Below are 26836 nucleotides of genomic sequence, written 5' to 3'. Positions count from 1 at the left end.
AAGGATACGGCGCGGCGCGTTCAAGTTTCCTGGGCGCCGGGGATTCCGTTTTCTACTACGTAGCTCGCGCGCGTGGCGATCGGTGCGTCGGGGCGGGTGACGTAGGGCATGACGCGGAAGTCCGCCTGGAGGCGCTCGGGGGTGATGCGGCAGCGGACGTAGCCGCGTTGGGCGTTGAAGAATTTGATGTGGGGGTTGTGGCCCAGGGCGTTTTCGCCCTGGGGGCCGGTGTCGACGCCGTCTCCGCTTGAGCTGATGGACGTTCCGGCGAATTCGGTTCCGACGGTCGGCGAGTCTGGGCGGTCGAAGTCGAGTTTGAGGTCGTTGACCCAGTTGGTGTGGAGGTCGCCGGTGAGGACGATGGGGTTGGAGGGGCGGCGGTCGTGGAGGAAGGTCATGAGGCGGGTGCGGTCGGCGGGGTAGCCGTCCCACTTGTCCATGGGGAGGGTGAGTTCCTCTTCGCCTTCCAGGAGCCGGGCCATGAAGACTTGGTTGGCGAGGACGTTGTAGTGGGCGGGTGATCGGTCGAGTCCGTCGAGCAGCCAGTCGGCCTGTTCGCTTCCGAGGATGGTGGCGCCTTCGGCGTGCTGCTCGTCGCATGGCGGCTGGCGCCGGCCTCCGCAGGGCTGGAGGGTGCGGTATTGGCGGGTGTCGAGGACGTGGAGCCGCATCAGGGAGCCGAAGTCGAGGCGGCGGTACAACTGGGCGTCGGGGCCGACGGGCAGGGACGTGCGCCGCAGGGGGAGGTGCTCGTACATGGCCTGGAAGGCGGCCGCCCGACGGGCGAGGAACGCTTCCCGGTTCATCTGCTCCGTGTTGTGCTCGCCGGCCCAGTCGTTGTCCACCTCGTGGTCGTCGGGGGTGAAGACCCAGGGGGCGGCGACGTGCGCGGCCTGGAGATCCGGGTCCCGCTTGTAGAGGGCGTAGCGCGCCCGGTAGCCCTCGAGCGTGCGAGGTTCCTCCGCGTCGTGGCGGCGCACCAGGTTGTCCCCGCTGCCGGGGCCGCTCTCGTAGATGTAGTCGCCGAGGTGCACGACGAGCGACGGCGACTCGGCCGCCATGTGGCGGTAGCCGGTGTACCAGCCGCGCTCGTAATGCTGGCACGACACGAAGACGAAATCGAAGCGGTCCGGCAGGGTCCCGGGGGTGGGGGCCGTGTGCGTGCGGCCGACGGGGCTCGTCGCCCCCGCCGCGTGGAAGCGGTACCAGTAGTCGCGTTCGGGCTCCAGCCCCTCGACCTCCACGTGAACGGAGTGGCCCAGTTCCGCCAGCGCCGCCGACTCGCCCCGCCGCACGATGCTCCGGAAGCCATCGTCCGCGGCGATCTCCCACTGCACGGGAAAGGCGGCGCCGGGGTCGCCGGGCAAGGCGAGTAGCCGCGTCCACAGGACGACGCCATTGGCGGCCGGTTCACCGGAGGCCACCCCAAGCCCGAACGGAAAGCGGTCCGCCGAAGCGGAGCGGCCGGAGCGCGTGACGATGCGGTCACCGCCCACGCGGACACCCGGGCCGAACTGCCCGAAGGGAAGCGGCGCCAGCGCGCAAAGGGCCGCCGCCCGCGACCAGGCGGCGACAAAGTCGCGCCGCGTGTTCATCCCGGGGTCGAAGGTTCGTTCTGTCATTGCACGAACTGCTTAGGCGGCCCGAGCACCGGGTGTCAAGACGCGCCGACTCCGTTTGCCGGCCCTCGCGCCGCGGTCTAGCTTCCGCCACATGCGAATTCGCCCCTTCGGCGCCTGCGCGGCGCTTCTCTCGGCCACTCTCCTCGGTGTTTCCGGCTGCCGCCAGCAAACAGCCCTCGGGGAGGCGAACAGCCTCATCATCATCGTCCCCGACTCGGTGTGGAATCAGGTGGAGGAGGAGACCCGGGCGGTTCTCGAGCCGACGATCTTCACGTCCCGTGACGAGAAACAGTACGAGGTCAGCGCGGTCGACCCGGGGCACCAGCGCGTGGCCGATCTCATGCTCTTCCGCAACGTGCTGGTATTCGGGACAGATGACGACCCGCTGCTGATTGAAGCGGCGGCTGCCGCGGACCAGGACCTGGCGGCTCTCGAACCGGGGCGCGTCTTCCAGGCGCGGGACGTCTGGGCCAGAGGGCAGACCGTCACCGCTACGCTGCTCCGTCGCGGGCGGGAGACCGAATCGTGGATCGACGCGCTGCCCTCGGTCCTCAATGCGGTCGACATGACCTACCGCGAGCACGTCCTGCAGAGGATGTTCGCGACATCCACGGACACCGCGCTCGCTACCGATCTCGGTCGGCGGTTCGGGTTCTCTCTTTATGTCCCGCAGGTTTATGACTGGGTCGTGCGCGATCTCGGCGGCGGCGACAGTCTCGTCATCGTCCGCAACGACAACCCCGATCCGAGCGAGCTCATACGCTCGGTCCTCGTCGCGTGGCGCCCCGGCGTCGATTCCCTGACCAGGGAACTGGCGCTCGAGTGGCGGGCCGAGATCGATGCCACGCATTACAACGTCCCGCAACGGATCGATGACACGAACTCGAGCGTGGTCAGCTTCCAGTGGCAAGGGTACCCGGCTCTGGAAGTGACCGGTGTCTGGCAGGATGAGGCCGGCGGCTTTCCCGCCGCCGGACCCTTCATCGTGTGGCTGGTCGACTGTCCGGCGCGCACGTACTTCGTCGATGCCTGGCTCTACTCGCCGAACAGGCCCAAGTACGAGTACGTGCTGCAGCTGCAGGAGATCCTCGGGTCGTTCCGCTGCATCATGACGGGCGAATAGCCGAACGCGACGGACCGCTATACATGCAGTTCGTTCACCTTCACACGCATAGCGAGTACTCGCTGCTCGACGGCGCAAACCGGATCGACGACCTGGTCGATCGTGCCGTCGAGCTGGGGATGCCCGCCCTCGCCCTGACCGACCACGGCAACCTCTTCGGTGCCTGGGAGTTCCAGGAGAAGGCCCGCAAGAAGGGCATCAAGCCGATTATCGGTTGCGAAGCCTACGTGGCGTACGGCGACCGGCGGTCCCGCGAACTGGAGAAGGGCGCCCCGGCCCACTACGCGCACCTCGTACTGCTCGCCCAGAACCGGACCGGCTATTCAAACCTGATCAGGCTCTCGTCCATCGGGTACACGGAGGGTTTCTACCGGCGCCCGCGGGTCGATCACGAGGTGCTCGAGGAGTACGCCGACGGGATCATCTGCCTCTCCGCCTGCCTGGCGGGGGAGGTCGCGCGCTACCTCCAGCACGAGCGCTACGACGAAGCGAAGCGCACCGCCGAATGGCACGCGCGCGTGTTCAGGGACCGGTACTGGCTCGAGCTCCAGGACCACGGAATCCCCGAACAGAACCGGGTCAACCGGGGCATCATCCAGATCTCCGAGGAACTGGGTCTTCCTCTGGTCGTGACCAACGACGCGCACTACATGAGGCGCGAGGACGCCGATGCGCACGACACGCTCCTCTGCATAGGCACGGGCAAGGACAAGAGCGATCCCGACCGGCTGCGCTTCCACGGCGAGGAGAGCTACTTCAAGACGGCCGACGAGATGGCCGAGCTGTTCCCGGACCTGCCGGGGCTGATCGCCGAGACGGTCCGCATCGCCGAGCGCTGCGACGTGCAGGTCGAGAAGCAGTACCAGCTCCCCAGCTTCCCGCTCCCCGATCGTTTCTCCGAGCCGATGGCGATGCTGCGCCACGAGGCGACGGAGGGGGCGAAGTCGAGGTACGGCGAACCGCTGCCCGATCCGGTCCGGGAGCGCCTCGCCTATGAACTCGACGTCATCGAGAACACAGGCTATGCGGGATATCTGCTCATCGTCTGGGACTTCATCGTCGCAGCCCGAGAGCGGGGGATTCCGGTGGGACCCGGGCGAGGGTCTGCCGCGGGGTCCATCATCTGCTACGCGCTCGGGATCACCGATGTCGATCCGCTCGAGTTCGACCTCCTGTTCGAGCGCTTCCTCAATCCCGAACGCGTCTCGATGCCGGACATCGACATCGACTTCTGCTACGAGCGACGTGGCGAAGTCATCGACTATGTGCGCGACAAGTACGGCCACGCGTCGGTCGGCCAGATCATCACGTTCGGAACCATGAAGGCGCGGGCGGTGATCCGCGATGTGGGCCGCGTGCTCGGTTTCTCGCCCTCGGACACGGACCGTCTGGCGAAGCTGGTCCCCTCGAGTCCGGGCTTCTCGCTGACCGTGGCAGAGGCGAGGAAGAAGGTGGGGGACCTCGCCAAGCTCGACCGGGAGGATGCACAGGTTACGAAGCTGCTCGACTACGCCGAACGGATCGAGGGACTGTCGCGTCACAGTTCGGTGCACGCCGCCGGAGTCGTGATCGCACCCGGGCCGCTCGACGACTACGTGCCGATCTGTTCGGACACCAAGAGCGGCGCGGACACGGTGATCACGCAGTTCGACATGAACGCGCTCGAGAAGGCGGGCATGCTCAAGATGGACTTCCTGGGCCTGCGCACGCTGACCGTGATCGCCGACGCGGCGCGGAACGTCGAGGAACGGCACGGAATCCGGGTGGACTGGGAGGACGTCGGGCTCGAGGACTCCGCCGTGTACGAGATGCTCGCCAGCGGTCGCACGAGCGGGGTGTTCCAGTTCGAGTCGAGTCTCGCGACCGACAAGCTGCGCGCGATGCGCTGCGACCGGTTCGATGACCTCGTCGCCGTCAACGCTCTGATCCGTCCCGGTCCGCTCGATTCAGGCATGACGGACGTCTACATCGCCCGCAAACGCGGACTCAAGGACGTCGAATACCCTCACCCGGACCTCGCGGAAATTCTCGAGCCGACGTACGGGGTCATCACCTATCAGGAGCAGGTGATGCGCGCCGCCAACCTGCTCGCGGGCTTCTCGCTCGCCGAAGCCGATGTCCTCAGAAAGGCGGTGGGGAAGAAGGACGCCGAACTCACGGACCGCGTACTCGGAGAGTTCGTCGCACGCGCCGTCGAACGGGGCGTGGTCAAGGCGAAAGCAGGCGAGATCGCCGAACTCATTCGCACTTTCGGTCGCTACGGTTTCAACAAGGCGCACAGCGTCGCGTACGCGCTCCTCTCCTACCGGACGGCCTGGCTGAAGGCGCACTATCCGGCCGAGTTCATGGCAGGCCTGCTCTCGTCCGAGATCGGGAGCACGGACGCGGTCGTCTCCTACATCGGGGCGGCCCGCCTGCTCGGAATCCGTGTCCTGCCCCCGTCGGTCAGGGAGTCGGGCTATCGCTTCACCGTGGTCGACGATCCGGACGACCCCGGGAAGTCGGCGATCCGGTTCGGGCTCGGGGCGATCAAGGGCGTGGGTCACTCCGCGATCACGTCCATCCGTGCCGCGCGCGAGGAGACCCCGTTCGAGAGTTTCCTCGACTTCCTCGAGCGCATCGACCTGCGGCTCAACAACTCGCGGGTCATCCAGGCGTTGATCGGGGCCGGCGCCGTCGACGATCTCGGCGATCGGGCGGCGCTCGTCGCGGGACTCGACGTCATGCTGACCGAGGCGCAGTTGCGGAGGCAGGAGGCTGAGAGCGGCCAGACGAGCCTGTTCGGCGATGCCCAGGCCGTGGCGCGGTCGACCGCCGAACTCCCGGTCGTCCCGGCGTGGAGCGAGCGAGACCGGCTACGGGAGGAGAAAGAGCGGCTCGGGTTCTACATTTCGGGACACCCGCTGGAGCGCTATCGCGACCTCGTCGACCTCTATGCGCTGGAGGCGAGGACCACGAGTCTGCTCGAGCACCGCGACCGAACGGTCGAGATCCCGTGCGTGATCACCGAGGCGTCGGTCCGCACCGCGCGCAAGGACGGGCGCGAGTGGGCGCGTCTCACCATCGAGGACTTCCACGGCACGGCGACGACACTCGTTTTCGGCGAGGTGTGGCAGCAGAATCGAGGCCTCCTGACGGACGACAGGCCGGTGTTGATCACGGGCACCGTGTCGGGCAACTCGCGAGATGACGACGATCCGCCCATTTTCCTCGACTCCGTGCGACCCCTGGCGGACGTGCGGGACGAGGGACAGGTGGGGATCCTGATCGAGGTCCGCGAAGGCGAGCGGCTCGAGCCGGGCGCGTTCATCAAGGTCCGCGAGCTCCTTGAAGCCTCGCCGGGCCGGGCCCCCCTCTTCCTCGAGTGGAAGGCGGCGGCGAACGGGCATGGCGAACCGGGTCCGGTGAACGGGGCCGCGGCCGTCGATGCGCGCCCGTCCAGATTCGAGTCGCGAAGGCTGCGGGTGGCGCCCACGGCGGCTCTGGTCGAGGAGCTCCGCGCGCTGCTGGGCGCGGGCGTGCGCCTGGTCCGAAATCGCTAGCAGGCTGCAACCCGCTGGCCGGCCCCTGCCGAAGGGGGCCAGTTTGTACGCGTCTCCGGCGGGTGACGCCGGATCCGGATCGAAAGATGGTCGCGTATGTCGATAGAACAGGAGGGGCTGGCCGAACTCCGCAACCATGTGGAGGAACTGCGGAGCAAGGCCAGGGAGCGCGGCATCGACGTGAGTGCCGAGCTGGGGCCGCTGGAAGCCCAGCTCGCCGCCGCGCACGATGAGGCCATGGCCAGGCTCTCGCGCTTCGACCGCGTCAAACTCGCCCGCAACCAGGACCGGCCCTTCTCACTCGACTACATCGAGGGGATCGGAACCGATTTCTTCGAGTTGAGAGGTGACCGCGCCTTCCGCGATGATCCCGCCATCGTCGGCGGCTGGTTGAAGATCGGTACCGGCTCCGCGATGGCCATCGGCCACCAGAAGGGCCGGGGGATGAAGGAGAACCTGCGCCGGAACTTCGGGTCTCCCCACCCTGAAGGATACCGGAAGGCGAAGCGGCTGATGAGGCTGGCCGAGAAGTTCGGTCGCCCTGTCGTCACCTTCATCGACACCCAGGGCGCGTACCCCGGGATCGGCGCGGAGGAGCGGGGCCAGGCAGAAGCGATCGCGCGGAATCTGGCCGTGATGGCCAGCCTCCGCGTGCCCATCGTGGGCTGTGTGATCGGCGAGGGCGGCTCGGGCGGCGCGCTCGGCATCGGTGTGGCCGACCGAGTGCTGATGATGGAGAATGCCATCTACTCGGTGATCTCCCCGGAGGGCTGTGCCGCGATTCTCTGGCGGAGCCGCGAGCACGCGGACAAGGCGGCGGAAGCGCTCAAGCTCACCGCCAGCGATCTGCAGGATCTCGGCGTCGTGGACCAGATCATCCCGGAACCTCCGGGCGGTGCGCACACGGACCCGGCCGCGGCCGTGGAGGCGATGGGTGCCGCGATCCGACGTCATCTGCGTGAACTGTCCAAGATGGAGCCGCAGGAGCTGGTCGAGTCGCGGAGGGCGAAGTACTACGCGATCGGCACCTGGGAGGAGAGATGAAGGCGGGCGGGCGGCCGCGTCCGGCACGGCCTCGGCCTCCCCGCTCCGCGCGTCCGAGGCACGACACCGCAGGCGGAGGCGGCTCTGGCGAACCGCGACGCGCGACGGGACCCGCCGTCACGCCAAGTCCTCCCGCGGGAGGCCCCAGCCAGATCCTGGAAGTCCAGTTCAAGGGCCTTCGCTCCGACTTCTTCGCCTTCGCGGGGGTTCGCCCCCTGACGGAACGGGAGTACGTCGTCGTGGAAGCCGACCGCGGGCAGGACATCGGCTGGGTGAAGCGCGCCGCCGGGTCCCACGACCTTGCCTGCGAGGGGGGCTGCGACCACGTGGGCGCTCGCACCGTACCCCCGCCGTCCCGCCGGGTCATTCGCCGCGCGGCCCCGGCCGACGTGCTTCGGCTTATGCAACTCCGCGATCAGGAACTCGAGGTTCGGAAACGCACGCGGGAGCTGGTCTCGAAGCACAGGCTCCGGATGAAGGTGAGCGAAGCGGAATGGCAGTGGGACCGCAACAAGCTCACCGTGTATTTCACCGCCGAGAAGCGGGTCGATTTCCGCGCCCTCGTGCGAGACATGGCGCGCTCGTTCAGAACGAGGATCGATCTGCGGCAGATCGGAGTTCGCGATGAGGCCCGCCGCCTCGGGGGGCTCGGCCGGTGTCGGCGGGAGCTGTGCTGTCGTTCGTGGCTCACCTCGATCGAACCCGTGACTCTGCAGCTCGCCAAAGACCAGGGTCTCTCGCTCAACCCGAGTCAGATTTCGGGCGCGTGCGGTCGTCTCATGAACTGTCTGCGCTACGAGCACGCGGTCTATACACAGGCCAGAAAGCGGTTCCCGCCCGTCGGCAAGACGATTCGGACGGCCAGGGGACGGGAGAGCGTGAAGGCGTGGGACCTCTTCGAGGAGACCGTCTCTCTTCAGGGAGGAGACGGGGAGGTCCGCATCATCCCGCTGGCGCAACTTCGCGAAGAGAGACGCGCCGCCCGCCGCGCCGAGCTGGATCGCTGAGCTCAGGGTCCGGACGAGAGAGTTTCGACCTTGCCCGGATTCTATCTGACCACGGCGATCGACTACTCCAACGGCGATCCGCATCTGGGGCACGCGATCGAGAAGATCGGTGCCGATGTCATCGCCCGGCACCGCCGCGCCTGCGGGGACGACGTCCACTTCCTCATCGGCATGGACGAGCACGGCCAGAAAGTGCAGCAGGAGGCCGAGAAGCACGGTTCGAGTCCACAGGCATGGGTCGATCGGATCGCCGAGTCCTTCCTGGAGGTCTGGGACCGTCTCGGCCTCTCGAACGACGACTTCATTCGAACGTCGGAGCCACGCCATCGCCGCGGCCTGACGACGCTCATGGAGCGCATCGCCGCCAACGAAGACTTTCGCCGCTCGAAGTACGAGGGCCACTACTGTTCGGGGTGCGAGGCGTTCAAGAAGGAGGACGAGCTGGCAGATGGGCGTTGCCCGCTCCATCCCGGTCGCGACGTCGAATGGACGGAAGAGGAGAACTGGTTCTTCCGGCTCTCCGACTACCGGGACGCGGTGCTCGCCCGTCTGCGGGACGATCCCGGTTGGGTGCGCCCCCGAACGAGACGTAACGAAATCACCCGGCTGCTCGAAGCCGGACTCGAGGACATCTCGGCCTCCCGCTCCCGGATCCGCTGGGGCGTCCCGTTCCCGGGGGACGAGGGGCACACGGTCTACGTGTGGTTCGACGCGCTGTCGAACTACATCACGGCGATCGGATACCCCGATGGGGAGGGCTTCGACAAGTTCTGGCCCGCGGATCTCCATATCATCGGGAAAGACATCACGCGCTTTCACTGCGTCTACTGGCCCGCCATGCTGATGGCGGCAGGCGTCGAACCGGCCAGGAGCGTCTGGGGCCACGGCTTCATCAAGATCGGTGGCGCAAAGCTGTCAAAGTCGGCGGGAACCGAACTCGGCCTCATCGAACTCATCGAACGTCACGGTCCGGACGCCCTGCGCTACTTCCTGATGCGGGAGGTCCCGTGGGATGGCGACCGCGACTACCCCTCGTCCGAGGCCTTCATCGAGCAGTTCGACCGGCGCTACACGACGGACCTCGCGAACGACCTGGGCAACCTGCTGAATCGTGTCGTCTCGATGGTCTCGAAGTACCGCGGAGGCGACATACCTCCGCCGCGGGGCGGAGAACTCGCGGAAAAAGCGTCGGTCGCCCTCTCGAAGTATCGATCCTCCATGGATGACTACCTCCTGCACCGAGGCCTCGCGGCGGCATTTGATGTCGTCCGGGCGGCGAACGGCTTCGTGGATGAATCGAAGCCGTGGGCGCTGGCCAGGGCCGAACGGGCCGGGGCCGGCCCGGACGACCTGGACAGCGTGCTGTCGCAGCTCATCGGCTCTCTGGGGACGGTGGCCGCGATGCTCGCCCCTTTCGTCCCTGCCAAAGCCGCCGAAATCTGGCGAGCGTCGGGGGGCGATGGGCCGCCGCCGGGTTTCGCGGATCTCGAACCGGCCCTGGGACGGCTCGCGCGGGTCCGGCCCGGAGCCGTGCTCTTCCCCCGTCCCTAGCAGCCCGCGGAAAGGGCGTCCGATCGGAACGCCCTCCCTCGGGGCGTGTATGGTTGACACTGGTTACCGCCCGAAAATAGCTTCAACGGCCCATGTCACGGCTGCGGATGGGTTGTCGTTTCGCGCCGTTCCCGGCGATCCGACAGGGAAGTACCCTCCGGGCTCCGGCGCAGAGGCGCCGAGTGCCGCTGGAGGTCGGACGCTTCGGGTGGACGATTCCTCGATACTCTTGGTTGAACTCTTGAAGAAACCGTCGTACTGGACGATTCAGATACTGCCCGAAGGTAGCGGGTCAGCGCAGACATATCGTTTGGGGAAGCGCGCGGCGCGGGCCATCGGCCTGAGCGCCGCCGCGCTCGTGATCCTCGCCTCGGCGTTCTTTGCCGGCGTGCTCGGACGCCAGGATGCCGCTGAAGAGCTCGCGCGCTACCGGGCCGAGAACCGTCAGCTGCTCGGCAGCCTCCAGGCGATGGAGCGCCAGAGCGGGCAGTTGGGCCAGGCGCTGGACGATCTCTCGGTGCGCGAGCGACGATTCCGACTGGTGGCGGGCCTGCCGCTGCTCGATCCGGACGTGTACTCGGTGGGGGTTGGAGGCCCCGGTGGCGTGGTCCCCGCGGACGATGAGTTCTTCGAGATCGCGCCCGATCTGGCTCGTGAAGCGGGAGACGTGGCGGTCGACCTCGAACAGCTGTTGCGCCGGGCCGATCTCCTCGGGGTCAGTCTTGCCGAAGCTGCGGACTCGGTCGGAGCACAGCGGGAGCGCTATCAGCGCCTTCCGTCCATCTGGCCGGTCATCGCCGAAGATTCGTGGATTTCTTCCGACTTCAGCCACAACCGGCTGCACCCCACGCTCGGGTTTCGACGGCCGCACACCGGCGTCGACATCTCCGCCGACTTCGGCAGTCTCGTCGTGGCGACGGGTGCGGGGCGGGTCACTTTTGCGGGTTCGAGGAGCGGCTACGGGGCTTTGGTCGAGATCGATCACGGCGACGGATACGAGAGCCGCTATGCGCACCTTGGCCGGGTCGACGTCCGATTGGGCACCACGGTCCGGCGGGGCGAAGTGCTCGGAGAGGTCAGCAACAGCGGCACGGCGACTGGCCCGAATCTCCACTACGAGGTTCGGCTCCACAATCGCCCCCTGAATCCGAGCCGCTACTTCCTGGACTACAGCTACCGTCGCTAGCGGAAGCTCCTTACATTCCTTTTGCTGCGGTTCGCCCCGCCGTGCGTGGGGGCGCCGCGGTCGTCACAACCGGAAGACCCCAACTGGAGCCCGATCGAATGTCGAAGTTGCGTCTCGTGATCCCGCTTCTGGCGACCCTCCCGCTGCTGGCTGCGTGCGGTGGCAGAATCACGGTACAGGTGCTGGCCGAAGGTGCCGAAGCCGAGCCTGTCGATGACGTCGAAGTCCAGTTCCTCCCCTTCGATCGCGACTCTCTGTTCGCGGTCATGATATCGCAGGCCTCGACACCGGAGCCCGCGGTTCCGACCGATCTCCAGGAGGCAGCCGATACGGAGCGGGAACTGCGGGACGTCTGGAGTGCGGCCGAATCGGCCTGGAACAACGTCCGCGACTCGATGCGGACGATCAACACGCGCCTCGAGAACCTCGATCAGCGGAGCGTGGACTACCGGCGATTGTTCGACCGGTTCGGGGATCTGGAAACCGAGGAGCGGTCGTTGAACCGCCAGCGGCAGTCGGCTTTCGACCGCTTCAACGAGATGCAGTTGGCCACGCAGCAGCGCGTCGACTCCATCTGCATCGTCATCGATTCCTGGGAGGAAGCCACCTTCGCGAACTACGGCGATGTGGAGGAGGATCTCCTCGCGGCGCTCGGCCAAGAGGTCATGGCGGACACGACGGATGCCGACGGCATGGCGTCCGAGTCCGCGTCGGGCGGGCCGTGGTGGGTCCACGCCCGCATGAACAGCGCCGCCGGCGAACTCTATTGGAACGTTGTCGTCGAAGGGGCTTCGTCCGACACGCTTCGCCTCCAGCGCGAGAACGCCGACCTGCGCCAGGGCGTGCGCCAGCGCTGCTAGACCGGCACAAGGCGGGGAGGCTGTCCCTCAGCCCGCGACCGGGGGGGTTCGTCCTGGTCCGCCGGCCGTGCCGTCACGATCGATGCCTGAGAGCCGCTCGGGGTCGGGACCCCGGCTGCTGCTAGGTCGCGGGGGGACGCATGGTCCAAACGCCAGCCCCACTCAGGCTCGAGATCGACACGGACAAGATCGCCTGGCTTGTCTTCGACACTCCCGGTGCCCAGGTGAATCTGCTGGACATCCGGACGATGCGGCACCTCGACCGCTGCCTGTCCGAACTCGAGTCACGCATCGCGACGGGTCACCCGGTGGCCGTCATCCTGTGGAGCGGTAAGCCGGGGACATTCATCGCCGGCGCCGACGTCAACGAGATCGCCAAAGTCGAGGATGCGGAGGACGGGCGGGCAAAGAGCGCCGAGGGACAGCGGATCTTTCGGCGGCTGGAGCGGCTTCCCGTACCGAAGATTGCCGCGATCGATGGAGTTTGCCTCGGAGGGGGCGCGGAACTCGCGTTGGCGTGCGACTGGCGCATCGCTTCCAACTCGCCCGGGAGCGCCATCGGACTTCCGGAGGTGCGGCTCGGGCTCATCCCCGGTTTCGGGGGGTCGGTGCGGCTCCCGCGGCTCATCGGAATTCAGCGTGCACTCTCGATGGTACTCACGGGGAGGAGTGTCTCCGCTGCGACCGCGTATCGCTACGGCCTCATCGATCAGATCCTCGACGCGGACCGTTTCCGAAGTTCCGTAGCGCTGGTGGCCCTCGATGCGGTGATGGGTCGGGTCGAGCGGTTGCACTCTCGACTGTCGGCACGAGATCGGCTGCTGGAAGGCACGCGCGTGGGACGCCGTGTCCTGTTCAGGAAGGCACGCAAGCGGGTGCTGGAGACATCCGGGCGAATCTACCCGGCCCCGTTGGCTGCCATCGATGTGATCGAGGAATCGATCAACCTCTCCATCGACGAGGCACTCGCCGTCGAGGCGGAGGCTCTCGGACGCCTGCTGACGACGCCCGTCTGCCGGAACCTCGTGCGTCTGTTCAGGTTGGGCCAGGCGGCAAGAAAGGCTCTGCCCCCAGACGTGCTCTCGCAGGCCCGGGGCATCGACAGGGTCGCGGTACTCGGAGCCGGCGTCATGGGCGGAGGCATCGCGGAACTCGTCGCCGCGAACGACATCCCCGTCATCCTGAAGGACATCGACGAGGAGGCGCTCGATGTGGGGCTCCGGCACGCGAGCGAGTTGCTGCAGAAGGCAGGGAAACGAGGCATCATCCCTCCCGCGGAGGTCGGTCTCAAGTTCGCTCTCGTCCACGGGACGCTCACGTACGAGAGGTTCGACGAGGTGGATGTGGTCATCGAGGCCGTCATCGAACGGCTGCCCGTAAAGCAAAACGTGCTCCGGGAGGCGGAGGAGATGCTGCCCGCCCACGCGATCTTCGCGACGAATACGTCCTCGCTATCGGTAACCGAACTGGGCAAGGCGGCGGCCCGGCCGGAGCGCATCGTGGGGCTGCACTTCTTCAATCCGGTCCACCGCATGCCGCTCGTCGAGATCATCCGCACCGAATCTTCCTCGGATGCGACGCTGGCCACCGCGTTCAAGCTGGCGGGACAACTGGGGAAGACCCCCGTGCTCGTGGCCGACCGGCCCGGTTTCATCGTCAACCGCCTGCTGGCTCCCTACCTGAACGAGGTCGGGTTTCTCCTGGAAGACGGAGCGGACGTCGCCGGAATCGACCGCGCGTTGACGTCGTTCGGGATGCCGATGGGGCCATGCCGATTGTTGGACGAGGTCGGTTTCGATGTCGCCGAACACGTCGCGAAGGAGATGGCGCGGGCGTTCGGGGATCGCATGCGGCCGTCCGCGGCGCTCGACACGCTTGCGAACCTGGGTCGGCTGGGAAGGAAGAACAGCCGCGGGTTCTATACCTACTCGGATCGCGAGCAGCGCGTGGATCGGGAGGTCGGCCGAGCCTTCCGCGGCGCGGGGGGCGGCGTGCATTCGGAAGAGATCGTCGACCGCTGTCTGCTGCTCGCGGTGAACGAAGCGCTGTACGCCCTCGCGGAGGGTGTGGTTGCAGGAGCCGGAGATGTAGACCTCGCCATGGTGCTCGGGACCGGCTTTCCACCGTTCCGAGGGGGGCTGATGGCCTGGGCGGAAACGCGCGGAACCCGAGCCGTCCGCGACCGCCTGCTGGAGCTTCGACAACGCCATGGCGACAGGTTCGCTCCGGCGCCTGGCCTGGAGAGGCTCGCGGAAAGTGACGGGTCGTTCACGTCCGGCAGGCCATGACAATTCCTGCGTGAGCTTCGATCTCCTCGGTGCGCGCCGCCGGGCGCTGCGGGTTACGCGACGAATCCCCGACGGCGCGCCTCATGTGGAGGTGGAAGTGCGCCGCGGCGGCGACGTAAGACAGTTTCGCCAGGAGCTCCTCGCCGACTGGCCGGAGATGAAGATCACCCTTCAACTCCTCGACTCCAGCTTCCAGCCCCTGAGGATCGACGATTCCACGACCCTTCGCCGGGGTTCCCTTCTGGTATGGTATCTGTGGCCCGGAGAGGCGTTCGAGATCGGGGCCTTCCACCATCCAGGAGGTGCTTTCCAGGGCTACTACATCAACCTCATTCGTCCCCCGCGACTGGAATCGCAGCCCTGGATCATCGACGATCTCTACCTCGATGTCTGGGTGCCGGCGGGGGGGCGGGGCGTATTGTTCGATGAGGAGGAGTTGCGGGCGGCGGTCGAGCGCGGGGCACTGTCCGATCGTGAGGCTGACGGAGTGCGAGAGCTCGGCGGACGGCTGCTCGAGGCGACGCAACGGTCACGCTGGCTGCCGCCGGGGGTGCGGCACTGGCCGGTGGAATCCGTTCCGGCGCTCCGCCTGAGGCGTGACACCCCGGGGATCTTCCACGCGGCGCGAATATCAGGCCGCATCATCGCCTATGGCCTCTACGTCATGGGCGTCGTCTCGGCCACGTCGATCGGTTTCGCGGCCTTCACGGACGCATTCATGATCGCCGGAGCTGCGCAGCAGACCTGGAAGCTTGTGATACTCGGGGAGGCGCTTCTGCTCGCCCCGCTCGCACTCGGGGGCCTGCTGCCCGCGACGCGCTGGCCGCAACCGACGCTGACCGATGAACGATCCCTCTTTGTCGCCACGCTGGCTTCCGGGCTTGCGGTGCTCGCGCTGAATACCCGGGCGGAATGGTCGGGGGCACTGCTGCCGGTATATGGAACGCTGGGGCTTTTCTCGCTCATCTTCGCTGTCTGCCGCTGGAGCTTCGACAGGGAGGTGCCCGTCTTCGCGCTCGCGGGCGTGGCGATGACGCTGCTGGCGCTCGTCCTCCTGCTCTGAAGGCGCCCGGTACCGGGTAGTTGCCGCGCTCCGCGACCGACACACACGTCCCCGCGGGCCCGTATGTTGGAGCCATGACCGACCGATCGATGCGACGATTCCGCTTCCTGGCCGCTTTCGGCGTCCTCTTCCTGACCGTGTGGTTTCTCTGGAATACGCCGTTCGTGTACCCGGTCAAGCTGTTCGTGGTGTTGTTGCACGAGATCAGTCACGGGCTGGCCACGTTGGCGACGGGAGGTGAAATCGTCGCCATCGAGATCACGCCGCTCGAGGGCGGGTTGTGCCGATGCCCGGGGGGCAACGCTTTTCTGACGCTCTCCGCGGGATACCTCGGGAGCCTGCTCTGGGGCGGGCTCATGATATGGGGTGCCGAACGATTCCCGGCCTTCAGTTCGTGGCTCGCAGCGGCGGTCGCGGTGATCGTGGGAACCTCGACCGTCCTCTTCGTGCAGCAACCCTTCGCCACGACCTTCGGATTGGCGTTCGCCGCCGCGCTGCTCGCGGTGGCATGGCGCGCCGGTGCCTCGGTGAACCGGGTCGTGCTGACGATGCTCGGACTCACCAGCTGCCTGTACGCGGTGCTCGACATCAAGAGCGACATCCTCGACCGTCCCGAGTTGGCGTCGGATGCCCGGATGCTGGCCGAAATGACAGGGGTTCCAACGCTGCTGTGGGGCGGGGCCTGGATCTCGGTCGCCCTGTTGTTCTGCATCTTCCTGTTCCGCTGGGCCTGGCGGCGGGCCTAGTCATGGCTGCTACGGGTCGCGCTCCAGCCATTCCAGCGGCTCATAGGCACCAATTGGCCACGGAAAGACGACGGGGCTCTCGTATCCGTCCTCGGATACGCTGGCCACGCCGAACAGGTAGTTGTCGATGACGATGTTCTCGAGCGTGTGTGCGGTCACGTCGCCGACGTACACGCTCGAATCCCACTGCGAAGCGTCGGTGAGCCGCCAGTAGATCCGGTATCCAGCCAGATCAGGGGCGCGCTCGGCGGGCACGGGGTCCCACCTCAGGGTGGTGCTCGGTCGCACGGCGCCCTCGAGCGCGACGTTGCGCGGAGGGGCGGGGGCCCAGGCCATGGCGGCAAGGGAGATGGCGTTCACCGCCGTCAGCCTGGCCGCGAAGTCGAACTCGACTTCGTCGATCACGTCGCCGTACTCGACCCCATCTTCCACCCGGATGTTCTGGTGCTGGCGCCGATAGTCCTCGTTGGCCTCCATGATGCGCACCGCCGGGAAGCCCGCGTCGTTGAAGGGCCGGTGGTGTCCACCCCGCCCGAACCGGTCGAGCCGGTACACCATCATCATATCCAGATTCGGGACGTACCCGTCGACAAGCCGGTCGATGAAGCGCGCCAGGTTCCGCGAGGGTGAGTCCACTTCTCCACCGGTGACCCGGCGCCTGGCGGCCACCTGAGCGGTCTCGTCCGCCCGGGTGCCCTCGGCGAAAACGCGCGCGATCGTGTTGTCGGACACGCCGTTCTGACCGTCGATGTTGCCGATCATGTCGTTGTTGAGGACCGCTTCGATGCGCCAGCCCTCCTCGAGCGCTACCTGGGCCATGTGCCGCCCGCCGAACAGGCCCTGCTCCTCACCCGACAGTCCCACGTAGATGATCGACCCGTTGAAGCGGTACCGTGAGAGAACCCGTGCCGCCTCAAGCACACCCGCCATCCCCGACGCGTTGTCGTTTGCGCCGGGTGCGTCGGATGTCCCGTCCAGCGAGTTCGAAGCCCGCGAGTCGATGTCGCCCGACATGACCACGTACCGCCCGGGGTCGGTCGTCCCTCGCTGAATCGCCAGCACGTTGACGACCGCCGTCGTGTCAGGGATTCGCTCGGTGCCGCCCACGAGAGAGGTCTGGTACGAGACCTCGAGACATCCGCCGCAGACGGTGGAAATCTCGTCGAACCGGGCCTTGATCCAGCGCCGTGCCGCCCCGATGCCCCGGGTGTCGGACAGTGTATCGGACAGCGTGTGCCGGGTGCCGAAGCCTGCGAGCCGCCGGATGTCCGCCTCCACGCGGTCGGCCGAAACGGCGGCGACGATGTCGTGCAATGCCGCAAGCTCCGAAGAGGGATTCCGGACTTCCTGGCCTTGCGCCGGACTGACCGCCAAGGCTCCGGCGAGTACGGTCGCAAGGGCGATGGCCATGAACGATCTGACGGTGCGCGCTGCGAACTTTCCGTACACGGAGCACTCCTCGGCGATGACGTTGCGTGAGGGTCGGGCCGATATCTTAGGGTCGCGCTGGCCTGCGGACAGCGGGTCCGTTAGCGTCGCCTGTCTCTCCGCGCCGTCCGGCGGACCCTCGTCACCACCCCTGAACGGTCGACCCGTGAATCGAACCGAACGCGTTGGACAGCGAGTCTCGAATCTGTTCGGCATGACCCTCCGGCAAGCCCCGGGGGAGGCCGAGATCGAGTCGCACCGCCTCCTCCTGAGAGCCGGGTATGTTCGCCAGCTCGCCGCGGGCATCTTCTCCTACCTCCCGCTCGCCTGGCGATCGCTGAGGAAGATCGAGCAGATCCTGCGCGAGGAGATGGATCGGATCGACGGGCAGGAACTCTCAATGCCGGTCGTGCATCCGGCGGAGCTGTGGCAGGCGACGGGTCGCTGGTACGACATCGACGCGACCATGGCTCGCTTCGTGGACCGGCGCGAGCGCGATATGCTGCTGGCGATGACGCACGAGGAAGTGGTGGCCTTTCACACGGCCTCCGAGATCCAGTCCTACCGCCAGCTCCCCGCCATGGTGTATCACATGCAGACCAAGTTCCGGGACGAACTCCGCTCGCGCGGCGGGCTCATCCGCGTGCGGGAGTTCACCATGAAGGACTCCTACTCGCTCGATCGGGACCCGGAGGGGCTCGCGGCGCAGTACGATCGGCACTATGAGGCGTACGAGCGCATCGGGCGCCGCTGCGCCCTGCCGCTCACGGCCGTGCAGAGCGATACGGGGATGATGGGCGGCGAGATCGCCCACGAGTTCATGTACGTCACGCCCATCGGCGAGGACAGCCTCGCGCTGTGCGATGCCTGCGGATATGCGGCGAACCGCGAAGTAGCCGAGTTCACGCTCGAGGCCGCGGGCGGGGAGATGTCGCGGCTGGAGCGCGTACACACCCCTGACACCGCCACGATCGACGACCTCACAGCGCTGCTCGGGATCTCCGCGCGCGCGACCGCCAAGATGGTCTTCTACGTCGGCAGCTTCGGAGGGGAGGCCGGAGCCCGCGAGGAAAAGCTGATCGCGGCCATCGTACGCGGGGACCTCGAGGCAAACCCGATTCAGGTCCAGAACCTGACGGGAGCGCTCGAACTGCGTCCGGCGCACGAGGAAGAGATCGCGGAAACCGGTATGGTCCCGGGTTTTGCTTCGCCCGTGGGCATCGAGCCCGGAGCGGCGATTTTCGTCGTCGACCACTGGGTGGCCGCGTCCCCGAACCTCGTGATGGGGGCCAACGAGGCGGACCATCACCTGCGAAACGTCTGCCGTGGCCGTGACTACGAGCCCACACTCGTCGGCCCGGTCGCCACCGCCGTCGAGGGAGTTCCGTGCGGCACCTGCGGCGAGGGCCTGCGCATGGCTCGCGGCGTGGAAGTGGGGAACATCTTCCAGCTCGGCACCCGTTACTCTGAGGCACTCGAGGCCACGTTCACGGACGAGGAAGGGATCGAGCGCCCGATCTGGATGGGTTCCTACGGGATCGGCCTCGGCCGCCTGCTCGCCTGCGTCGCCGAGGAGCACCGGGATGAGTACGGCCTGCGACTCCCGGCCTGCGTGGCGCCCTATCACGTCTCGCTCGTCGTGCTGGCACGGGAGGAGGAGACGTGGTCCGCGGCGGACAAGGTGTTCGAAGAGCTGTGCGCAGCCGGCGTCGAGGTGCTCTACGACGACCGGCCCGACCTCCGCGCCGGGGTCAAGTTCAACGACTCCGATCTGCGCGGTCTCCCGCTACGCCTCGTGGTGGGCGAGCGTTCTCTGGCTGCGGGTGGCGCCGAACTCAGCCTCCGCGGCGTCCGCGAGAGCCGTATCGTCCCACTGGACGACCTCGTCGCGGAACTACGGCACGAGGTCGCCGCGCTCATGGAGCCGCTCACTCTCGACGGCTGAGGCGTTTCGCGTTGCTCAGCCGCTGAATCGCACCCGGACGCCGCCGACGAACGTGCGAGGCGCCCCCACGCGGACGAAGTCGTTCGCGTCGTGCGACATCTCCGCGATCGTGTCGAAGATGTTCTGCACACTCGCGAAGGCACTCAGCCGGCTCGTGAGCTGACGACGAAGGCGGATGTCGACCAGGAATGAGCCGTCGATCTCGCCCGTATTGAGGTCGTTGTCGAACCGGGCGCCCAGATAGCGGGCCGTGGCCACCACCTCCAGCGTCGTCGGATCGATGTGTCCGACCCGCAGCATGGCGCGGTGCGTCGGGCTCCCCTGCACCTCGTTGCCGATCAGATCCGGTCTTCCCGGCGCGTCGGTGACCTCCGTCGGATTGAACTGGTGGTTCACCGCCAGCAACCAGGCCGGGGCCGGGCGTACCTCGACTTCGGTCTCGAGTCCCAGGCTCCGCAGCGTGCCCACGTTGTCGCGCCGGCGGCACACGCCGCCGGCGGGGACGAACCCGCACGGCTGGATGACCCCGGAGGTCTCCGCCTCCTGGAGGGTCACGTCGGTGATCGCGTCGCTCACGCGGGCCCAGAAGCCTGTGAGCCGGATCAACACGGACGGATTGGGCTGAAGGTCGACACCCAGTTCGGCGCCGCGCACCCGCTCCGGATTCAGCGCCTCGTTGGATTCGTTGACGACATTCCCGGCCGCTCTGAACGGCTTGTACAACTCGTTCAGGGTCGGGACGCGGAGGCCGCCGTAGAGGCTCCCCCTCAGCACGACCCCGTCGGCGGCGTCGAACAGGAAGCCGACGTTGTCGCTCACTTGCGTGCCGCTGCGGTCCTCGAACGTGTTGTCCGTCAGCACGTTCCCGTCGGCGATCCCGAAGATGTGCCGGCCCCCGGCGGAGTTCCGCCACACATCGAGCCGTATGCCGGCGTAGAGCTGCCACCGCTCGCCGAGCTGGCCCCGAGCCTGACCGAAGAAGCCGAACAGGGTCTGATCGCCTCCGGTCTCGCGCTGCCTCGCGAAGGCGCCGTCCCGGAACAGGTACTGCTCCGTCGCGTCCCCCGTGGCCCGCAGGACATCGGCCCCGAGGTTCACGATGGCTTCCCCCCGATATGGGCTTTTCCCAGACCAGGTTGGCCCCGACTCCCGACGACGGAACGTCCTGGCTGATCGACGGCTCCTCGCTGCCCCGCGTGCCGTCCACGCCCGAGAACGAGTTCACGTAGGATTGGGACTGGATGAACGCGTTCATGGTGAGCGCGGATCCGTCCCGCCCCGTGTAAGTGGCTCCGAGTTGTCCGAAGCCGGCCTCCGTGGTGTTGTTTCGGAGCGGGGTCGCGTTGTCCTTGTCCTGGTCGAAGTAATTGCCCTGGGCATGGATGCGCAGGCGGTCTCCGGCCGCGATCTCGACCTTCGCGCGCAGCGCGGCGTGGCTCGACGCAGACGGGATGTCTACAGAGCCTCGCTGGCCGGGTTCCGTAAGGATGTAGCCGCCGCTGTCGAAGAACTCGCCCGCCACGTAGCCGCCGACGCGGTCCCCGCCGAAAGACGCCATCGCATCACCGCGAAACGTGGACTGACTCCCTCCCTGTGCCCCGGCCGAGAACCCGCCCCCGCCGCCGGAGCGCGTGATGACATGCACGACGCCCGCGAGGCTCTGGCTCCCCCAACTGACGGTGGCCCCCCCGCGTACGATCTCGATCCGTTCGATCACCTCCACGGGGACCTGGCTCCAGCGGACCCAGCCGAAGTAAGGGTCGTTCAGAGGTACGCCATCGACGAGCACCAGCGTGCGGCTGGCGGCCGTCCCTCCCAATCCCCGCAGGGTGACGGCTTGCCAGGAGGGGTGCGCGACCCCCGCCTGGAATGGGAAGCGAAAGTTGAGGCCCGGAACTTCCTGGAGTACATCCTGCAGCGTTTGAGCGGCCGAGAGACGCAGTTCCTCTCGAGTCACGATCGTCACGTTGACGGGCACCTCTCCCACCGACGTAGGTGACCGCAGCGCCGAGACGATCAGCTCGCCCAGCGAGGCCACGCTGTCGGCAGGAGCCGGGTCCTGCGCCTCGAGCGCGGGCGCGGGCCACAAAGCTGAACAGGCGAAGACGAGCAGCCCGCCTCGGGCGGCCCTCGACCGTCGAAGCAGCGTATCACGTAGCGTCATTCAGGCTCTCCTCCAGGAGTTTCTTGACGATCGCCGGGTCCGCGCGCCCCTTCGTCTCGCGCATCACCTGGCCTACGAAAAAGCCGACGAGTCCCTCCTGGCCGGCGGCGTAGCGCGATGCCTCGCGCGGATGTCCGGCCACGACTCGATCCACGATCTCGCGGATCTTCTCCGCGTCCCCGATTCGACTCAGCCCTTCGCGTTCGACGATCTCGCGCGGATCGCCCCCGCCCTCGATGAGTCGCGTGAGCAGCGATTTCGCCACGGTTCGGGAGATCGCCCGGTCCCGAACGAGTCCGATGAGAGCGGAGAGCGCCGCCGGCTCAAGCGCGCCCGGATCGCCTCCGCTCACGCCGGCGCCCCGCACCTCGTGCACGAGCCACCTCGCCACAGCGACCGGATCCACGCCGTCGCCGATCGCTCGGTCATAATAGTACACGGACTCGGCCGATCCGCTGATCAGGTCGGCGAGGTCGCCGGGCAGCCCCAACTCGGTCCGGAAACGTTCAAAGGCCGCCTGGAGCGTCGGGTCGGATCGCCGGGCCGCGTCGCGGGATTCACGGCCTGTGTCGACGCCCGGCGTGGCCGGCTCCGGGGCTTCGCCGGTGGACGCGGACGTGTCCGCCCCCCGGGTGTCGGACACCGCGCGTCTGGCCCATGCATCTCGCAGGGTGACGGTCCGATTGAAGACGAGCCTCGCACCAGGCGGCGCAGCGTCGGAAGTTTCCACCGCCGTGACCTCGGTCTCGCGGGGACGATCGGTGCCGTCCACGACCGTGGACACGGCCTTCGTGGGTCGGTCCCGGATGAAGTAGCCCAGACGCTCGAACTGATACGTCGTCTCGGGCGGGTGGTTGCCCAGACTCGGTTCGGCCCACGACTCCGCGAGCACCTGCAGCGAGTCGGGGTTCAGGTTGTCGCATATGTCGTCCACTCCCGCAGCCGGATCCGAAGTCCGGAACAGACGGTCGTACATGCGCACCTCGATCGGCAGCGACCGCGACGCGGAGACCCAGTGGATCGTGCCCGCCGGTCGGCGTCCGTCCGGCGCCGCACCGCTCCTCGTCTCCGGATCGTATGTGCAGTGCAACCGGACCACCCGCCCGGTCTCGTCCTTCTCCACACGCCGGCACGTGATGAAGTAGCCATGCCGCAGGCGGACCTCCCGCCCCGGCGCGAGCCTCTTGAAGCCTGGCACTGGAGCCTCGGAGAAGTCGTCACGTTCGATGTAGAGGACGCGCGTGAATGGCACGTTCCGCATTTCCGGCCACCCTTCCGGAGGGGCGTCGACGCCACGCGGGAAGTACGGCGCCACGAGCCACTCGACCTCCGCTTCCGGATAGTTGTCGACTACGACTTCGAGAGGCCGCAGCACGGCCATTACGCGCGGGGCGCGCGAGTTCAGGGCATCACGTACCGCCCATTCGAGCGTGGCGATCTCCACCCGGTTGTCGGCTTTACCGATCCCGATCTGTTCACAGAACGCACGAACCGCGTCCGGAGGGATCCCGCGGCGGCGGAACCCGGCCAACGTGGGCATGCGCGGATCGTCCCAGCCCGACACATGCCCCTCTTCTACGAGGAGCAGGAGTTTCCGCTTGCTGACGATCGTGTAGTCGAGGTTGCGGCGCGCGAACTCGTACTGGCGGGGGCGGGGGTCCCAGGAGCCGAGTTCAGCCCCGCCCCCACCCTCCGCCCCCGGAATCCGGCCGATTCCGGCAGCGGCAGGCCGCGTGTGTTCGATGAACCAGTCGTAGAGGGCGCGGTTGTCCTGAAACTCGAGCGTACAAAAGGAGTGTGTGATCCCTTCGATCGCGTCGGACTGGCCGTGGGCCCAGTCGTAGAAGGGGTAGATCGGCCACGCGTCGCCCGTCCGGTAGTGGTGCGCATGGCGAATGCGATACATTAGCGGATCGCGCAGCTTCATGTTCGATGCGGCGAGATCGATTCGGGCACGGAGAACGTGCTCGCCGTCGGCGAACTCGCCCGCTCTCATGCGGCGGAAGAGATCCAGATTCTCCGCCGCCGGGCGGTCGCGGTACGGACTGGGCCGACTCGGTTCGAGCACTGTACCCCGATGCGCGCGAATCTCGTCCTCGGAGAGACTGTCCACGTAGGCGAAGCCGTCCTCGATCATCTGAAGCGCCATTCGGTAGAGCGCCTCGAAGTAGTCCGATGCGTAGCGAATGTCGCCGTCCCACTCGAACCCCAGCCAGCGGATGTCTCGCGCGATCGCTTCCACGTAGGCGGGGTCTTCGGTCGTCGGGTTCGTGTCATCCATGCGGAGGGTGGTCCGCCCGCCGTGCTCCGCCGCCACCTGGAAATCGAGGCAGATGGCAGAGGCATGGCCTACATGAAGGAAGCCATTGGGTTCGGGCGGAAAGCGCGTGAGCACACGCCCTCCGTGCCGGTCGTTCCGGACGTCCCGGGCGACGATCTGACGGATGAAATCCGGCCGCTCTCGTTCCGACATGGGAGGAAACTATGCGAAAGTGGCCGAACTGGAATGGGCGGCCTGCCGGCCGGCCAAAAAAAAGGCCGGGTCCGGTTGGGACCCGGCCCGGCCTGTGCCGCGGCGACGCGTTCCGGCTTCCGTCAGGATCGCCTGAAGTCGTCGGTAGTCAGAGTCGCAGGAATCTCGGCCGTCGCGATCTTGGGACACACTACAGTCGTCGGCTCTTCCGGAGCGCCGGTCACTTGCGCGCCGTGCGCCGACCCGCCGTGCGTGCCCAGAATCAGGCCCACGGCCATCAACAGCCAAGCCAGAGAAGCCCCGCTCACCCACTTCGCGACTCTATCCATGTGATCTATCCCTCCTCGGTACGGCGGCTGCGATCTGTTCCTGTTTCTACGGAAAGGACGAGAAAAAGTTTCCGCCCCGTCCGTGAATATCTGACGCACGATGTGGCGAAAACGTTGGCAGGCCCACAGTGCTTCCGGTAGGAGAAGCGGTCGTCAGAGCGGTCGTGTCAGGCGTGCGAGGTACGCCGCGTCCGCCGTCTCGAATGCGATCTCGAATCGCCAGCCGGCCTCGGCGGCGTGACGCGCGAGGGTCTCGAGGTCGACGTACAGCTCGCGAAAGGGTCGGCCGACACGGCCCGAGTGCGACAGCTCGATCCACGCCTGACCGACGTATTCACCGGCCGGTGGCCATGGAGTCGACGCTGCCGGCTTGCCGGACACGGCGGCCGCTCCATCGACCAGGAGTTGACCTCCCGGCGCGAGGAAACGGGGCGCGTGGGCGAGAAAACGGTCGAGACCCGCGAGCGTCCCGACCGGGCCAAGTCCGTTCATGAGCATCAGCACGGTATCGAACCCGGGTCGCGACCAGTAGCGGAAGTCGGCACATACGGTTGAAGCCGCACCCCGCCTCTCAAGCAAATCGACGAGCGCGGCTGACAACTCGACTGCGACAACCGGCTGCCCCCGCGCCTGGAGGGCGAGGGTGTGTGGCCCCGCGCCGGCTCCGAGATCCAGCACGCGACCCCGACACAGATCGAGAGCGAAGCGCTCGAAGTCGAGCAGCTGATCTACCTCTCGGAAGAAGAAACCGACCGGCAACGAAGCGTCTTCGCCCAGACTGTCCCGGAGCCGGAGGTCGGCCCTGGAGTCGCCGGCCGCATAGGCGAGGAGGGCGCTCGCGTAGGGGGCAAGCGGTGGAACTCGATCGCGATAGGCAGCCGGCTCGCACGGGAAGGAAAGAGATTGTGTCACCCTTCGGGCGCGAGCGCGCTCGCCGCAGCGCGTGCATCCAGACCCCGGACCCATATCGACTTGGTGCGCCCCTTGTGGCCGGAGCGGATCTCGACCGCCGAGCGAGGGAGCCGCAGCCGCCGGGCGAGGAACCGCACCACCTCCCGGTTCGCGGCGCCGTCCACGGGCGGGGCGGCGATCCGGATCCGGAGTCTGTCGCCGTGGACCCCCGCGATTTCCGTCCGTCCGGCCCGCGGTTGCACGCGAATTCTCAGGAGCCCGCCCCCCGGAGCTTCCGAGTACCAGGTCAGCGCCACCTGACGGCCTCGAACACCGTCCGGCATGCGTTGCAGTAGTACTGGGCGGTCGAGGCCTGGCCACCGAAAGTCGCAAACGGATCGGAGTCGTCCGTACCGCAGAACGGACACGGGAATGACGAGGGCAGGGCGGACGACTCGACTGGGTCGTCGAGCGCGGACCGCTTGACCGCATCTTCCTGTCGCGCGTCGTCGGCCACGGGTCAGTCCAGCAGGAGCGTTCTGTTGCGGTCGCCACGGACGCGGGCGAGGGAGTCTTCGTCGGGTCCGCCGTCTGCCGCACGTCGCCGTTCCGAAAAACGGCCGTCCCAGGTCGGTCCACGAACGCTGATCCACGCCTCGTCCGTCTCGCGAACCATCCCCACCTGCGCAGCGAGCGGCCCCACACGCTGTAGCCAGCGGGCCCGTGCTGCGTCGGAGCCGGCATTGACGATCCCGTGCAGGGCGAGCGTCGACACGAGCGGGTCGCCGTCGGGTCCGAACCAGGACAGGCAGGCATTCCAGGCCGACCCGAACGCCGCGGCCAGCGCATTGCGACCTCCCTCCGCGGTCAGGAGGCGTGCGGTCCACCCCTGTCCGTGGTCGAAGTGGAACCGCTCTTCCTCGAGCAGCTTGCGGACCTTGTAGTGGATCGGCTCGAAACGGCTCTCGGCCAGCAATTCGAACTGAACCGAGAGGGCGGTATCGAGGAGGAAGTTGAGAGCGAGAAAATCCGCCCACGACGAGACATCCCGGTCCAGCAGTTCCGAATTCCTGTACGCATCGGACGGGCGCTCGTGCTCGAGGGCGGACGGATCATGGCCGAAGTCGCGGAGCATGGCATAGAGGATGCGCGCGTGCCCCCACTCGTCCTGAGCCATCGCGGAGCAGGCGATACCCGCCTCGACCGTGGGAGCGCCGAGGATCCAGTCCGAGTATCGGATTCCGAGGAGTCTCTTGTTGTCCGCGAGGGTCAGAAGCAGGTCCCCGAGGTGCCTGGAAACCTCGGCGGGCAGGTCGGCGGCCGACTTGAAGGGAGAGGTCACGGCTCACCGAACCCGGACGGTCCGCCGAGCGTGAACGGCGCCTCACGGCGATTCACAGCGGCGAATGCATCGCGCCGGGCGACGGTCATCTCGAACCATTTCGCCTCGTCGTAGGTCTGCCACGCGTAGACGCGGGCCAACTGCTCATTGGGCGCGGACACCGCGCCGATGTGCTCGAACCGGTCCGCTCTCTTCCTGCGCGCGAACACCTCGTAGACACTACCGTTCAAGC

Annotated in this window: 21 protein-coding genes and 1 pseudogene; 11 read left to right on the top strand and 11 right to left on the bottom strand. The window is 67.2% G+C overall.

The features are described from left to right. Positions 1 to 20: 20 nt before the first annotated feature. Positions 21 to 1622 (bottom strand): alkaline phosphatase D family protein, encoded by a 1602-nt coding sequence (locus ACN9M6_RS07725; RefSeq protein ID WP_419162360.1) that lies wholly within the window; start codon positions 1620 to 1622, stop codon positions 21 to 23. Positions 1623 to 1713: 91 nt separating this feature from the next. Between ACN9M6_RS07725 and ACN9M6_RS07720 the strand changes: the two genes are divergently transcribed. From ACN9M6_RS07720 to ACN9M6_RS07675, 10 genes are all read left to right on the top strand, one after another. Beyond that, positions 1714 to 2745: a DUF4837 family protein gene (locus ACN9M6_RS07720; protein WP_419162359.1), complete on the top strand. Its 1032-nt coding sequence runs from the start codon at positions 1714 to 1716 to the stop codon at positions 2743 to 2745. A gap of 23 nt (positions 2746 to 2768) precedes the next feature. Further along, positions 2769 to 6287 (top strand): DNA polymerase III subunit alpha, encoded by a 3519-nt coding sequence (gene dnaE, locus ACN9M6_RS07715; RefSeq protein WP_419162358.1) that lies wholly within the window; start codon positions 2769 to 2771, stop codon positions 6285 to 6287. Positions 6288 to 6383: 96 nt separating this feature from the next. Further along, positions 6384 to 7331, top strand: coding sequence for an acetyl-CoA carboxylase carboxyltransferase subunit alpha (locus tag ACN9M6_RS07710; protein WP_419162357.1), 948 nt, complete (start codon positions 6384 to 6386; stop codon positions 7329 to 7331). 239 nt (positions 7332 to 7570) lie between these two features. After that, entirely contained in the window at positions 7571 to 8338 is a 768-nt protein-coding gene (locus ACN9M6_RS07705) for a PSP1 domain-containing protein (RefSeq protein WP_419162356.1), read from the top strand. 30 nt (positions 8339 to 8368) lie between these two features. Further along, positions 8369 to 9889 (top strand): methionine--tRNA ligase, encoded by a 1521-nt coding sequence (gene metG, locus ACN9M6_RS07700; protein ID WP_419162355.1) that lies wholly within the window; start codon positions 8369 to 8371, stop codon positions 9887 to 9889. A 241-nt stretch (positions 9890 to 10130) separates the two neighbouring features. Beyond that, positions 10131 to 11075, top strand: coding sequence for a M23 family metallopeptidase (locus ACN9M6_RS07695; protein WP_419162354.1), 945 nt, complete (start codon positions 10131 to 10133; stop codon positions 11073 to 11075). A gap of 98 nt (positions 11076 to 11173) precedes the next feature. Then, a complete protein-coding gene (locus ACN9M6_RS07690; RefSeq protein ID WP_419162353.1) occupies positions 11174 to 11935 on the top strand; it encodes a hypothetical protein in 762 nt (253 codons plus the stop codon). A 140-nt stretch (positions 11936 to 12075) separates the two neighbouring features. After that, positions 12076 to 14223: a 3-hydroxyacyl-CoA dehydrogenase NAD-binding domain-containing protein gene (locus ACN9M6_RS07685; protein WP_419162352.1), complete on the top strand. Its 2148-nt coding sequence runs from the start codon at positions 12076 to 12078 to the stop codon at positions 14221 to 14223. A gap of 10 nt (positions 14224 to 14233) precedes the next feature. After that, positions 14234 to 15286, top strand: coding sequence for a DUF402 domain-containing protein (locus ACN9M6_RS07680; RefSeq protein WP_419162351.1), 1053 nt, complete (start codon positions 14234 to 14236; stop codon positions 15284 to 15286). 74 nt (positions 15287 to 15360) lie between these two features. Continuing rightward, positions 15361 to 16032: a M50 family metallopeptidase gene (locus ACN9M6_RS07675; RefSeq protein WP_419162350.1), complete on the top strand. Its 672-nt coding sequence runs from the start codon at positions 15361 to 15363 to the stop codon at positions 16030 to 16032. 9 nt (positions 16033 to 16041) lie between these two features. On the opposite strand, the gene ACN9M6_RS07670 is transcribed toward ACN9M6_RS07675, so the two are convergent. Then, entirely contained in the window at positions 16042 to 17442 is a 1401-nt protein-coding gene (locus ACN9M6_RS07670) for a M28 family metallopeptidase (RefSeq protein ID WP_419163723.1), read from the bottom strand. A gap of 184 nt (positions 17443 to 17626) precedes the next feature. Here ACN9M6_RS07670 and ACN9M6_RS07665 point away from each other — a divergent pair, with 184 nt between their 5' ends. Further along, entirely contained in the window at positions 17627 to 19405 is a 1779-nt protein-coding gene (locus ACN9M6_RS07665) for a proline--tRNA ligase (protein WP_419162349.1), read from the top strand. Positions 19406 to 19420: 15 nt separating this feature from the next. On the opposite strand, the gene ACN9M6_RS07660 is transcribed toward ACN9M6_RS07665, so the two are convergent. The 9 genes and pseudogenes from ACN9M6_RS07660 to ACN9M6_RS07620 all read right to left on the bottom strand — a co-directional run bounded on the left by ACN9M6_RS07660 (position 19421) and on the right by ACN9M6_RS07620 (position 26834). Beyond that, positions 19421 to 20503 (bottom strand): TonB-dependent receptor domain-containing protein, encoded by a 1083-nt coding sequence (locus ACN9M6_RS07660; RefSeq protein ID WP_419162348.1) that lies wholly within the window; start codon positions 20501 to 20503, stop codon positions 19421 to 19423. A gap of 559 nt (positions 20504 to 21062) precedes the next feature. Beyond that, positions 21063 to 21569 (bottom strand): annotated as a pseudogene (locus ACN9M6_RS07655) (TonB-dependent receptor plug domain-containing protein); the annotation flags it as partial. After that, positions 21556 to 24042: a glutamine--tRNA ligase/YqeY domain fusion protein gene (locus ACN9M6_RS07650; RefSeq protein WP_419162347.1), complete on the bottom strand. Its 2487-nt coding sequence runs from the start codon at positions 24040 to 24042 to the stop codon at positions 21556 to 21558. The gene ACN9M6_RS07650 and the pseudogene ACN9M6_RS07655, both read right to left, overlap by 14 nt. A gap of 122 nt (positions 24043 to 24164) precedes the next feature. Then, the gene (locus ACN9M6_RS07645; protein WP_419162346.1) at positions 24165 to 24371 is read right to left on the bottom strand and encodes a hypothetical protein; all 207 of its coding nucleotides are present in this window, start codon (positions 24369 to 24371) and stop codon (positions 24165 to 24167) included. Between the two features lie 153 nt (positions 24372 to 24524). After that, on the bottom strand, positions 24525 to 25283 hold the full coding sequence (locus ACN9M6_RS07640) for a class I SAM-dependent methyltransferase (RefSeq protein WP_419162345.1): 759 nt from the start codon (positions 25281 to 25283) through the stop codon (positions 24525 to 24527). Further along, positions 25280 to 25579: a DUF167 domain-containing protein gene (locus ACN9M6_RS07635; protein ID WP_419162344.1), complete on the bottom strand. Its 300-nt coding sequence runs from the start codon at positions 25577 to 25579 to the stop codon at positions 25280 to 25282. Before ACN9M6_RS07635 ends, ACN9M6_RS07640 begins: the two co-directional genes overlap by 4 nt. Further along, entirely contained in the window at positions 25570 to 25779 is a 210-nt protein-coding gene (locus ACN9M6_RS07630; RefSeq protein ID WP_419162343.1) for a hypothetical protein, read from the bottom strand. Before ACN9M6_RS07630 ends, ACN9M6_RS07635 begins: the two co-directional genes overlap by 10 nt. A gap of 3 nt (positions 25780 to 25782) precedes the next feature. Further along, a complete protein-coding gene (locus ACN9M6_RS07625) occupies positions 25783 to 26604 on the bottom strand; it encodes a Phenylacetic acid catabolic protein (protein WP_419162342.1) in 822 nt (273 codons plus the stop codon). Further along, the gene (locus ACN9M6_RS07620) at positions 26601 to 26834 is read right to left on the bottom strand and encodes a hypothetical protein (RefSeq protein WP_419162341.1); all 234 of its coding nucleotides are present in this window, start codon (positions 26832 to 26834) and stop codon (positions 26601 to 26603) included. The genes ACN9M6_RS07625 and ACN9M6_RS07620 overlap by 4 nt, the downstream gene beginning before the upstream one ends. Between the last annotated feature and the right edge of the window lie 2 nt (positions 26835 to 26836).

Source organism: Candidatus Palauibacter sp. (assembly GCF_965197445.1).
Classification (GTDB): domain Bacteria; phylum Gemmatimonadota; class Gemmatimonadetes; order Palauibacterales; family Palauibacteraceae; genus Palauibacter.
This window is presented reverse-complemented; position numbering and strand designations above follow the sequence as displayed.